Below are 12,715 nucleotides of genomic sequence, written 5' to 3' on the forward strand. Positions count from 1 at the left end.
TCTGAACTCCTCAAAAATAACCCTGACGCTTTTTCAACTCCATCGAACCGGATTGATCGCTGTCAATCAGGCGCCCTTGTCGCTCACTAGTCGTGGATATCAACATTTCTTCTATGATTTCCGGCAAGGTTTCTGCCGTCGACTCCACCGCCCCCGTCAGTGGCCAGCAGCCAAGGGTTCTGAACCGCACTTGACGTTGGCTGATCACTTCTCCGGGTTGCAAATTGATGCGATCATCATCAACCATAATCAACGTTCCTTCACGTTGGATTACCGGACGAAGTTTAGCGAAATAGAGGGGAACGATGTCTATCTGCTCCAGATAGATATATTGCCAGATATCCAGTTCGGTCCAGTTGGACAGGGGGAATACGCGGATGCTTTCCCCTTTGTTAATCTGGCCGTTATAGTTGCGCCAAAGTTCCGGGCGCTGGTTTTTGGGATCCCACCGATGTGAACGGTCACGGAATGAGTAGATACGCTCTTTTGCCCGTGATTTTTCTTCATCACGCCGTGCGCCACCAAATGCAGCATCAAAACCGTATTTATCCAATGCTTGTTTCAAACCTTCCGTTTTCATGATGTCAGTGTGTTTTGCACTGCCATGAATAAAAGGGTTGATGCCCAGCGATTCCCCTTGCGGGTTGCGGTGAACCAACAATTCAAAGCCATATTTTTCCGCTGTACGATCACGAAAATCGTACATATCCTGAAATTTCCAGCCGGTATCCACGTGCAATAACGGAAAAGGCAGCTTGCCGGGATAGAATGCCTTGCGTGCCAAATGCAGCATCACGGAAGAGTCTTTGCCAATCGAGTAAAGCATCACGGGGTTCGCAAATTCAGCTGCGACTTCCCGAATGATATGAATGCTTTCGGCCTCAAGCTGTTGTAGGTGTGTTAATCTTTTTTCGTCCATTTGCTGTTCCTTATTCGATATCAATAACAGCAGGGTGATATAGGTGAGCAGGTATTTTTTCCGGGTTGCTCAAGGCGTTTTGGGCAATAGACTGCTGTCCGAACCATGCTATCTGGTGATGGAGTTGAGCCACTTCCCCCACAACAAGTAAAGCAGGAGATGGGGCTTCTTGTGCCAGCCTATCCAATTCGGATAAGGTTCCGGTCAATACTTGCTGATCCGGGCGGGTGCCACGACCAATCACAGCCACGGGGGTATTGGCATCCCGGCCATGTGAGATCAGTTTCTGGCTTATCAGGGCGGCTTTTATCGTTCCCATGTAAATGGCCAGCGTTTGATTGCCCCGCGCTAATGCAGGCCAATCCAGTTCATGGCCATCTTCACGACAATGCCCTGTGATAAAAGTGACGCTTTGCGAATGTTCTCTGTGGGTCAGCGGAATACCGGCATAAGCCGTAGCCCCTATCGCCGCAGTGATGCCGGGCACAACCTGAAAAGGTATGCCCGCGTCAGCGGCAATTTGCAGCTCTTCGCCACCACGGCCGAAAATAAAGGGATCGCCGCCTTTCAGGCGAACGACTTTTTTCCCTTGATTGGCCAACTTAATGATAAGCGCATTGGTTTCTTCTTGTGAGACGGAATGATTTCCTGCCCTTTTGCCAACACAGATTTTATCTGCATCCCGACGCACTAATTCCAGAATCTCTGCGCTGACCAAATGGTCATAAAGCACGACATCAGCTTGCTGAATAACTTGCAGACCTTTCAAGGTCAGCAACCCTGGATCTCCAGGCCCTGCTCCCACCAGCGCCAACTCTCCTTGTGCCTGGTTCTCAGACAATTGCTGTTCGAGTTGCTCTTCCGCTTGTTGTCGCTGTCCGTTGGCAACCAATGTAGCAAAACGCCCATTGAATGCCTTTTCCCAGAAATAGCGCCGCTGGCGTACAGAAGAAAAACGCTGTTTTACGCGCTCACGCCAGTTTCCTGCGATTTTTGCCATTGCCCCAAGATGAAATGGCAGCAATGATTCCAGCTTTTCTCTCAGTAACCTCGTCAATACCGGGGAGGTTCCCGCCGATGAGATTGCGACTATGACCGGGGAACGATCAATGATTGATGGAAAAATTGCAGAACAAAGTGGTTGGTTATCGACAATATTAACCAAAACCGCCCGGTTATTGGCTTCCTCGTAAATATGTTGATTAAGGCTGTGATCATCAGTTGCTGCAACGACCAAAAATACGCCATCGAGATATTCTGATTTAAACGCGCCTTGTAACCACTTAAATTCTGCTTTTTGATAACGTTGTTGAAGTTCATCATGTAATTCAGGCGCAACAATCGTTAATGCAGCCCCAGCACGCAGCAATAGGCTTGCTTTGCGGGCAGCGATTTCACCGCCTCCCACCAACAAGACAGAGCGGGCTTTAAGCTGAACAAATAAGGGTAAGTAGTCCACGATGGCAGATCATCCAGTGCCAGAGCTCTATAAGCTCTTATTATTATGATAACTAGAGGTTAAATATATGAGTCCACGATCCCGTTATGAAATGACAAAAAGTAATTACTTGTTTCGGAATCGCATAAGCCGAACTTTTTTAGCCAGTGGCAAAGTAAGTCACGAAAAATATTCAGGATAAAAAAAAGCCGGGCTTCTGTTAAAAGAGGCCCGACCCTATAAAACATATGATTAACCGTGATATTAATTAAACTATCGTGTGTTAATTTTCGTGCAAACCACATTCTCGTTTCAAACCAAAAAAGCGGGTTTGTTCTTCACTCATGCCCGGTTCCCATTTTTGGGTTGTATGTGTATCCCCTACAGAAAGATAGCCTTGATCCCACAATGGATGATATTCAAGGCCATGCTGCATCAAATATTGATGTATGCGCTGGTTATTCCAATCAATAATTGGCAGGATCTTGAAAACACCCCGCTGAATTGCCAATACAGGTAAGTTGGCTCGACTTGTCGACTGTTGGCGACGCAATCCCGCAAACCAGCTTTGGGCTTGCAACGCCTCCAATGCCCGGTTCATTGGCTCCACTTTATTGATCAGATTATAGCGTTCAATCCCTTCTATGCCTTGCTCCCATAATTTACCATAACGCGCTTCCTGCCAAGTCGGGGAGTACTCTGAGCGAAAAATTTTCAAGTTCAGATTGAGTTTCTCAGTCAACTTATCAATAAATTGGTAGGTTTCAGGAAACAGATAGCCTGTATCCGTGAGGATCACAGGAATATCTGGATATTTCTGTGTCACAAGATGCAAGCAAACTGCCGCTTGAACTCCAAAGCTGGAAGAGAGAACAAATTCGCCAGATAAATGTTCCAACGCCCAAGCCACGCGCTCGCCAGCATCCATCAACTCCAATTGCTGATTAATGCCAGCCAGTGCCTCAGTTTGCTGCTCTGGCGCCAGCGCTGCCAATTCCGATAAATTCAACTGATTCATGCTATCTCCTGCCAATCATAAAAATCGATGGCTGAATTTAATACGGGTTTGATGATATCAGCCCGGATAACGAAGTCACCGAAGCCTTCATTCGTATGACGCTCTAATGCCCATCGGCCGATTAATTCATCCAGGATTTCAAGGATTTCTGCTGAAGTGATATTTTCTCGATACATGCGGGGAATACGAGTGCCAATGTCGTTACCGCCCAAATGCAGGTTGTAGCGATCAAGGGCTTTACCCACCAACCCAATTTCTGCCAGCATCGCCCTGCCACATCCATTCGGGCAACCTGTAACACGCAATATAATTTTTTCGTCACTAACGCCATGTTTTGCCATTAATGCATCAACATGGTCAACGAAGGCCGGCAGGAAACGTTCAGCTTCTGCCATCGCCAGCGGACAAGTCGGAAATGAGACGCAAGCCATGGAGTTATGGCGCAAAGTTGTCACGCTATCATCCATCAGACCATGAGATTTGGCGATTTCCTCGATGTGTGCTTTTTCACCTTCTGGGATCCCCGCCACAATTAAATTTTGGTTGGCGGTCAGGCGAAAATCTCCTGAGTGGATTTTGGCGATTTCTGCAACCCCGGTTTTCAACGGCTTGCCGGGATAATCCAGCAGACGACCATTTTCAATAAACAGAGTCAGGTGCCATTTATCGTCAATGCCTTTTAACCAACCGATTTGATCGCCACGGCTAGTAAATTCATAGGGACGAACCGTTTCAAATGCTACTCCGGCACGTTTTTCAACTTCCTGTTTGAAGGTTTCAACACCTACCCGTTCAAGGGTATATTTGGTTTTGGCATTTTTGCGTTCGGTACGGTTGCCCCAATCACGTTGCGTTGTGACCACAGCTTCCGCAATTGCCAATGTATGTTCCAAACTAATAAAACCAAGTTCACTTGCCAGCCGCGGGAAAGTCTTTTTGTCCCCATGAGTCATGGCTAATCCACCGCCCACCAGCACATTAAAACCGATTAACTGGTCGTTTTCTGCAATAGCGACAAAATTCAGGTCATTGGCATGTAAATCCACATCATTTTGAGGCGGGATGACGACCGAAGTCTTGAATTTGCGCGGTAAATAAGTGGCCCCCAGAATAGGTTCTTCATCCGTTGTGGCGATTTTTTCTTTATCCAGCCAAATTTCAGCATAGGCATTAGTGCGCGGCAACAGATGTTCTGATATTTTTTTCGCCCATTCGTATGCTTGTTGATGTAAAACTGATTGCACCGGATTGGATGTACACAACACATTGCGATTTGCGTCATTGGCCGTTGCCAGTGCATCCAATCCCATTTGCGCCAGCATTTGATGCACTGGCTTAACGTTGTTTTTCAAGATGCCGTGAAATTGAAAAGTCTGCCGCGTAGTCAGACGAATGCTACCGTACAGCGTACTGTCTGTCGCAAATTTATCAATGCTCAACCACTGCTTCGGGGTGATAATGCCTCCCGGCAGACGGCAACGCAGCATCATTGCATGGCGTGGTTCGAGCTTTTGTTCCGCCCGCTCCGCCCTGATGTCACGATCATCTTGTTGATACATGCCGTGAAAGCGGATGAGTAAGAAATTATCGCCCTCAAAGCCACCTGTCAGCCCATTTTTTAGATCTTCACTGATTGTTCCGCGCAGATAATTGCTTTCCAATTTCATGCGTTCGCTGTCTGCAAGTTTGCCTTCAACAATCAAAGGGCCTTGCTTTTCATTGTTCACATTGCTCATATTAGTACACATCTCTCTGATAACGGCGCTCAAGGCGCAATTCACTCAAGAATTCATCAGCCTGTTCAGCATCCATGCCGCCTTGTTGTGAAATAATGTCCAGCAGTGTCTGCTCTACGTCTTTTGCCATACGGTTAGCATCACCACAAACGTACAAATGCGCGCCATCCTGGATCCAGCGCCAAATTTCAGCGCCCTGCTCATGCAGTTTGTCCTGTACATACACTTTTTGTGGCTGATCTCGCGACCATGCCATATCAATGCGGGTCAGCAAGCCATCTTTCACATAGCGCTGGAATTCAACTTGGTATAGAAAATCTTCGACAAAATGTGGATTACCAAAAAACAACCAGTTCTTGCCTTCAGCCCCCTGATTGTCACGATGTTGTAAAAACGCCCGGAATGGGGCAACCCCCGTTCCCGGCCCAATCATAATCACGGGTGTATTAGGATCAGCCGGCAAACGGAAGTTGTTATTTGGTTCAATAAAAACCCGAATGTTGTCATCTTCCTGCAATCGATCCGCCAGATAGCCTGAAGCGCCTCCGGTACGGCTCCGGCCTTCAATCTCATAGCGAACAACGCCCACAGTAATGTGAACTTCGCTTTCAACTTCGGACTGTGAGGAAGAGATAGAGTAGAGACGCGGGGTCAATGGACGCAACAAATCAATAAATTGCTGGGCATCCGGATGTAAGGCTATTTGCCTGACCATATCGACAATAGGCGTTTGTTCGGCGTATTTTTGTAATGCCGATTTATCAGACACTAATGCCAAAAGTTTTTCATCTTTTGACAATGCAGCATATTTTTCAACGATAACCGCGGTATTTTGAGTCAGCTCTGTATGGCTTGTCAGTGCATCGCGCAGTGAAAGCGCTTTGCAATTGACCGTAACCTGTTCAGTTCCTTCCAGCCAAAGTAGAGTAATTAATTCATCCACTAACGCGGGATCGTTTTCAAACCAGACACCAAGAGAGTCCCCCGGTTGGTAACTCAGGGCCGAGTCACCCAAATCAATTTCAATGTGACGAACATCTTTGTCAGAGCCACGTCCCGTGATTTTTTGGTTCACCTGCAATGATGCGGTCAGGGGCGCCTCTTTGGTATACGTTGTATGCGCCAAGCTGTCATTTATTGCAATTGCGTTTAATTGCGTAGTGGACACTGTGGAATACGCAGAAGCAACGGATGTGACTTGTGCTGACAGGCGCTCTTTTAAAATATCGGTGATTTTCTGTCGCCATTCGGTTGCCTGCTCTTGATACTCCACATCAGCATCAACCCGCTCCAATAAACACTTAGCACCTAATTCGCTCAAACGATTGTCAAAATCTTTCCCTGCCTGGCAAAAGTTTTCGTACGAGGTATCTCCCAGCCCAAAAACGGCATAAGAGGTTTCTTTCATTGATGGCGCTTTTTTCGAATGGAGATACTTATAGAGTGCTACCGCTTCTTCGGCTGGCTCACCTTCACCCTGCGTCGAAGCAACAATAATCAATATCTTCTCTTGAGAAATTTGCTTAAACTTATAATCACCCGAATTAACTAAATTCACACTGAGATTTGCAGCCAGTAATGAGTCCCTGAGTTGTTCCGCCAAACGGCGGGCGTTACCTGTTTGCGAAGCAGAAAGTAAAGTAACTGTTTCTTGTACAGGTGCTGCGGGCGTACTCAGCTCTGCCTGTGGTTGGTGATTGACGACTCCCCAAAAATAGCCAGACAACCAAGCTAATTGATGTGAGGAAAAATCACTGGTTGCTGACTGTAAACGTGAAAGTTGTTCAGGAGAAACCGGTAATAATGAAGTTGAAGGTGGTTTTACGGTCATATTCGTTGCCTTTTGCTGCTGTAGCCAGTATCCATGCCGTCAACACCACAAATGAGGCGCTTGATTTGATTTAATCGAGTAGTAGCCAAATAGGTGTAATAATCATAGGCATGAGAATCGAGTATCAGGTTATCTTAGAATAAGTGGAGTATTTAAAGACGGGATCGCAATATCTCATAACTAAAACGCCTAACTTCATTTACAGATTTAATATATCGGTAAAGATGTTAAATATTGCACACTCTTCCTCCAGAAAAATCACGTTAAGCACACAAAGTTCAGGTAGAATAGCCGACTTTTTGAAATCAGAGAAAAGCACCATGAGTACAACTATCTTTAAAGACTTCCAATTTGAAGCCGCACATCGCTTACCACATGTCCCCGAAGGGCATAAATGTGGCCGCTTGCATGGGCATTCGTTTATGGTTCGCCTGGAAATTACCGGTGAGGTTGATCCCCTCACAGGATGGATCATGGATTTTTCCGACGTAAAAGTCGCGTTCAAACCTATTTGGGAGCAGCTTGATCACCACTATCTCAATGAAATTCCAGGATTGGAAAACCCAACCAGCGAAGTTCTGGCAAAGTGGATTTGGGAAGAATTAAAACCGGTATTGCCTCAACTGAGTTCCGTCATGGTCAAAGAAACATGTAATGCGGGTTGTGTCTATCGTGGTAAATAAAGGTTCAGCACCAAAACTTGGTGCTGAATGAACTTTAAGCGATATTTAAGTATTTATGAGTCTGCATCGAAAAACGCCAATTGCGGGCAATGCACGTTTCGATGCACAAGCGGGTAGCTTCTTCTTTCTGGCTAATCGGTTGTAAGGCAACGATTGGAGTCGGGTTTCCATCAAGCATCGTTAGTAATTCATCCAATGCTTCAATATCGCGCGCCCTTCCCACCGGATGTTTGATTTCATCGGCCCGTTTCATGGCTTCAGGCAAGACCTTATATCCACCACGCATTTTCACTTTTGGCGAAACAGTTACCCATGTTTTGTCAGAACACAAAATAGTATGTGTCCCACTTGTCTCTATTTGGCAACCATAACCTTCATTTTCAAATAGTTCAGTTAAAGGGCGCAAATCATACAAGCACGGTTCACCGCCTGTAATCACAACATGACGCGCACTGTAGCCCTGTTGAGCGAATAGATTAAGCAGTTGCTTTGCGGTAGCCACTCCCCATATATCACTATCCTGTGTCTTCAGGATGATATTTTCCATCGGCTGCTGTTTATCAGGCTCTTTTTCCCACGTATGCTTGGTATCGCACCAACTGCAACCTACCGGACATCCTTGTAAGCGAATGAAAACCGAAGGAACACCGGTAAACACTCCTTCTCCCTGTAAAGTTTGAAAGATTTCATTTATTGGGTAAATCATAAAAAAACTCTGGTTTTACTAAACTGCCCGTATTATTACAGATATCTATCCCGTGAACATCCTTCTTTGTGGTATGGTACGGGGTTGCTTTTTCTGGCACCTCGCGCCAGACGGAGCATTGTATGCCCGAAATACTCTCTGGCATGAAAGGATAGATGGGAATAACGAATGCGAAATAATGAAAATCAGCTTAAACAGGGCCTGAGCGTACGGCATATTCGCTTTATGGCTTTAGGCTCTGCAATAGGCACGGGGCTATTTTATGGTTCAGCAGCAGCAATTCAACAAGCTGGTCCCGCGGTATTGTTGGCCTATTTAATCGGCGGTGCTGCCGTATTTATTGTAATGAGAGCACTTGGCGAAATGGCCGTTCACCATCCAGTTTCCGGTTCTTTCTCCCAATATGCCAGTCATTATCTGGGGCCTTTGGCCGGGTTCCTGACCGGTTGGATCTACGTGCTTGAAATGCTATTTGTTTGCTTGGCTGATATTACTGCATTCGGCATGTATATGAAACTTTGGTTCCCGGGTGTCGAACAGTGGATTTGGGTTCTGAGTATTGTATGCCTTATCGGCGCCTTAAATCTTTGTCATGTGAAATTTTTCGGTGAAATGGAGTTCTGGCTTTCCATTGTTAAAGTGAGCGCCATTATCGCCATGATTGTTGGCGGGCTTGCCATTATGTTTTATGGTTTTGGGCAAGCAACTGAACACGTTACCGGCCTGTCCAATTTATGGGAACATGGCGGCTTTATGCCAAACGGCGTCAGTGGAATCATAGCGTCACTCGCGATTGTTATGTTCGCATTCGGTGGTATAGAAGTGATTGGTATCACGGCCAGTGAAGCGAAAAACCCAGAAAAAACGATACCGAAAGCGATCAATGCCGTCCCATTTCGTATCTTAATCTTTTATGTCCTGACACTGTGCATTTTAATGTGTATCTATCCATGGAATCAGATAGGTCAGGACGGAAGCCCATTTGTACAAATTTTCTCTAATCTGGGCATTAATTCAGCCGCAAATATCTTGAACATTGTCGTGATTACCGCCGCCATTTCCGCTATCAACAGTGATATTTTTGGCGCCGGAAGGATGATGTACGGTATGGCTCAAGAAGGACAAGCGCCAAAATCATTCAGAAAGCTCACCAGCAATGGTGTGCCCTGGATGACTGTTCTGGTCATGATGTGTGTTCTGTTACTCGGTGCAGTTTTTAATTACCTGATGCCTAATAAGATTTTTATCATCATTGCATCTGTGGCTACATTTGCGACTGTCTGGGTATGGTTGATGATCTTGATATCACATGTTGCTATGCGCCGCCAAATGAGCGCTGAAGAAGTCAAGACGCTGAAGTTCCCAATTCCAATGTGGCCAATTGCTCCTGCTATTACAATTGCCTTTATGGCCAGCATCATTGTGCTGTTGGGCTATTTTGAACAAACGAGAGATGCTCTGTATGTGGGAATCGGCTGGGTTCTTGTTCTCACTCTGGCTTATGGCATAAAAAAAGTTATCGCCCATAGATAGCTTTAGCCAATAATGTTTGAAAATTCGCCGGTGTTTGACCGGCGAATCTTTATCCTCAACTGAATAATTTTCTCTCTACATTTTTTTATTTCTACTCTTATAAAGAAAACCTGACAATCAACGGATTATGATCAGAAGCGCCAGTCATTAAAACCGTGGCATGTGATACGGTTATCCCCCGATAAAAAACAAAATCCAAAGGCTTACCAAAAACAATCGTCCGGTAGTCATCATTGAAGTGGACTTCTTTTAGTTGCATGCGATATACAAAACGTTCCAGCACTTTTAGTCTCTGACGACTCCATGCATTAAAATCCCCGGCAAAAATCACAGGACCGTCGTGCAATCTTATATGAGTACCGATGTTATCTAATTGCCGGCTGTAAACATCAACACCAAGACTAAAGTTAACGGCATGCACATTGATTACCATTAATTGACGCTCATCCGGTAATGAGTAAATCGTGATTAACGATGATTTGGATAACCTGAGTATCGGCTCCTTTTCACGGAGTGGGCAACAATAAACGGGTGAAGAGGAGGCCAATGTCATTACGCCCGATGGATGCTGAGGAAGAGCAAATGCTGGTACTTGATCTGCAGTTAACCCGCTGTTTGTTATAAATTTTAATAGTTCAGGAGTGGTTTGCGCTTCTTGCAGTAAAACAAGGTCGCTCTTTCCAATTAAGGAAGTCAAAACATTTTGCCATAATGGACGCTGTTGTTTGTATATGTTCCAAATAGCGATAGAAAATTCATTATTACTGGCAAAAATCGGCTCTCCACGCGGCAATGCTGACTGCTCTAGTAGTTGCCTGGAAGTAGGGAAAACTCGCTCTACGGGTTGGCCTGCAACATACCGCATGGCATAGTTCTTCTTTGCTCTCTTCGTATTTACAAGTTTTCTTTCGTACAATTTTTTCGCATAGCTTCTTATTGCCAATCTTACCTCCGCCATACGTTTTCCCTCATTCAATTCTACCTAATATGACATACCCGTTATTGATTTCAATCTATTGAGCACAAAAAAACCAAGTTGTTATAAGATAGTATACCGCTGACATGAAATGTTCCCATAACTTATGACAATAAAAATAACAGATTGGCATAATAAAAATTCAACAATATAACCGCTCTTGACTAAAAAAATGAAACAAGAATAATCTCTTTTTCTTAGTTACGAAAAAGCTAATAGAACAATTCATTAGCTATCATTTTTGCCAAACATTTAATTGATTGCTGTATTCTTCATTTTAGCGATTATAAAAAATTTCTGAATTTTTCATTTATTCCCCTTAAAAATTTCGCTAACAGCCAGAACTCAAATGCGGCTATAAAAGAAGGAATTAAATAATACTAGCATATATATCCCTGTTCTACTTTAATATGTTTTTCAATTAAGAATTCAATGAGTTACAAGAAACCATAGGCAATGTAATTGATGTGTTTAATTCAGTTTTTTAAATACAGTACTTATACTATCATTGCTAAAAAATGTTATTTCAAAAAAATTAAATGACATTTTATTAAAATAGAAATTAATTCAGGCTATGAAAATGAGCTTTAACATCATGTTTTTTTTCATCAAAAAATAAATTTCAATTTAAAACTATTATCTTAACTCAATAAATGAAATATATTTCAAATAATAGATCCAATAAAAATAATCAATAACATCATCTAGAGGAAGAATAATATTTACTATTTTTACGTGTACAGGTATATCTTATATTTTCATTTTTATTATTTATCTTAATAAATTATTATTAATTATATATCTAGATTTAAAGGTTGGATAAATTGGATTTATAGTCAAAACTCCGGAGCCAATTCAATCCAAAAAAATACTTCATTTCTTTCATTTATTCAGATCTAAGTGATCCAACACTATTTTAGAAAGCACATGATATACAAACGCTGGATTTTTTCATTTATAAACCAATCGCAACAAGTGATTAGCATTAGAAAATCAACCCGAGGTTGTACCTCTCTCTTACGAATAAATCCATCACCTTACTATAGCCACGGATTTTATTTCTGGACTGTAAATTTCTTTAGTCATTGTTATAAAAATAATGACAGTAGCTTCGCATTTTAGATAAAGGAGAATAACAAGAAAAAGAGCGGCAAGTTAATGCACGTATAAAGAAAGAGGGAAATGCAAACAGCCATGCTCAGTCATCACTATTCCATGGGTTATTGCAATTTGATAATAAAAGAAATTGCCAATCTGTTTTGTAGATAGCTCATGATTATATGCCTTTAAGAATAAATCAGACGCCTCTGAGCACTCCTTTAAACATTATCTGGTAACAAAGAACAAAGCTGGTTGTGAATTGATTTTTGAACCAATCTTGCCAATATGACGTGATCTCCGCTCACGGGGCTTATCAGAAAAGGGAGTAAAAAGGCCATTAACGTACAGTTAGCAATTAACAGTTGTTTGTTCTAAGGTGTTCAGTAGAGGGTTTTAAATAAAAAAACTTTAAATAACAATTTAAAAAAACAAAAAGCCCTGAGATTTCTCTCAGGGCTTTTTGTTGAAATAAGGTGGCGGTGCGGACGGGACTCGAACCCGCGACCCCCGGCGTGACAGGCCGGTATTCTAACCAACTGAACTACCGCACCACCGAATTTCGTTTGCCTTGACTGCCTTTTATGCCGGCAATCGGCTTTTAAATTAATGTCTGGCAGTGTATAAACGGCTTTCCTGCCTTTCAGTTGCCCTGACTGTCGAAGGTAACTGAAGAATTGTGATGTCTGGCAGTGTCCTACTCTCACATGGGGAGACCCCACACTACCATCGGCGCTACGGCGTTTCACTGCTGAGTTCGGCATGGGGTCAGGTGGG

The 12,715-nt window shown here is 43.6% G+C and carries 9 protein-coding genes, 1 tRNA gene and 1 rRNA gene; 2 read left to right on the forward strand and 9 right to left on the reverse strand.

What is annotated here, in order from left to right:
* Positions 1–10: 10 nt before the first annotated feature.
* The 5 genes from cysD to cysJ all read right to left on the reverse strand — a co-directional run bounded on the left by cysD (position 11) and on the right by cysJ (position 6,942).
* Positions 11–919, reverse strand: a complete 909-nt coding sequence (cysD, locus tag BM100_RS18575; RefSeq protein WP_092513693.1) for a sulfate adenylyltransferase subunit CysD — start codon at positions 917–919, stop codon at positions 11–13.
* Positions 920–929: 10 nt separating this feature from the next.
* Positions 930–2,378 (reverse strand): siroheme synthase CysG, encoded by a 1,449-nt coding sequence (cysG, locus tag BM100_RS18580; protein ID WP_092513695.1) that lies wholly within the window; start codon positions 2,376–2,378, stop codon positions 930–932.
* Positions 2,379–2,640: 262 nt separating this feature from the next.
* Positions 2,641–3,375: a phosphoadenylyl-sulfate reductase gene (locus BM100_RS18585; RefSeq protein ID WP_092513697.1), complete on the reverse strand. Its 735-nt coding sequence runs from the start codon at positions 3,373–3,375 to the stop codon at positions 2,641–2,643.
* On the reverse strand, positions 3,372–5,111 hold the full coding sequence (gene cysI / locus BM100_RS18590; protein WP_420855327.1) for an assimilatory sulfite reductase (NADPH) hemoprotein subunit: 1,740 nt from the start codon (positions 5,109–5,111) through the stop codon (positions 3,372–3,374). Before cysI ends, BM100_RS18585 begins: the two co-directional genes overlap by 4 nt.
* 1 nt (position 5,112) lies before the next feature.
* Positions 5,113–6,942 carry an NADPH-dependent assimilatory sulfite reductase flavoprotein subunit gene (gene cysJ / locus BM100_RS18595; protein WP_092513699.1) on the reverse strand — a complete coding sequence of 610 codons (1,830 nt, stop codon included), beginning with the start codon at positions 6,940–6,942 and terminating at the stop codon, positions 5,113–5,115.
* A 320-nt stretch (positions 6,943–7,262) separates the two neighbouring features.
* Here cysJ and queD point away from each other — a divergent pair, with 320 nt between their 5' ends.
* On the forward strand, positions 7,263–7,625 hold the full coding sequence (gene queD / locus BM100_RS18600; protein ID WP_092513701.1) for a 6-carboxytetrahydropterin synthase QueD: 363 nt from the start codon (positions 7,263–7,265) through the stop codon (positions 7,623–7,625).
* A gap of 34 nt (positions 7,626–7,659) precedes the next feature.
* On the opposite strand, the gene queE is transcribed toward queD, so the two are convergent.
* A complete protein-coding gene (queE, locus tag BM100_RS18605; RefSeq protein ID WP_092513703.1) occupies positions 7,660–8,331 on the reverse strand; it encodes a 7-carboxy-7-deazaguanine synthase QueE in 672 nt (223 codons plus the stop codon).
* A 168-nt stretch (positions 8,332–8,499) separates the two neighbouring features.
* Here queE and BM100_RS18610 point away from each other — a divergent pair, with 168 nt between their 5' ends.
* Positions 8,500–9,864, forward strand: a complete 1,365-nt coding sequence (locus BM100_RS18610) for an amino acid permease (RefSeq protein WP_092513705.1) — start codon at positions 8,500–8,502, stop codon at positions 9,862–9,864.
* Positions 9,865–9,961: 97 nt separating this feature from the next.
* Here BM100_RS18610 and BM100_RS18615 read toward each other — a convergent pair whose 3' ends face one another.
* The 3 genes from BM100_RS18615 to rrf all read right to left on the reverse strand — a co-directional run.
* Positions 9,962–10,822, reverse strand: a complete 861-nt coding sequence (locus BM100_RS18615) for an endonuclease/exonuclease/phosphatase family protein (RefSeq protein WP_092513707.1) — start codon at positions 10,820–10,822, stop codon at positions 9,962–9,964.
* A 1,593-nt stretch (positions 10,823–12,415) separates the two neighbouring features.
* Positions 12,416–12,492: transfer RNA gene (locus BM100_RS18620), tRNA-Asp, on the reverse strand.
* Positions 12,493–12,622: 130 nt separating this feature from the next.
* Positions 12,623–12,715, reverse strand: a 5S ribosomal RNA gene (gene rrf, locus BM100_RS18625); the annotation flags it as partial.

It is taken from the genome of Xenorhabdus mauleonii (genome assembly GCF_900113945.1).
Lineage (GTDB): Bacteria > Pseudomonadota > Gammaproteobacteria > Enterobacterales > Enterobacteriaceae > Xenorhabdus > Xenorhabdus mauleonii.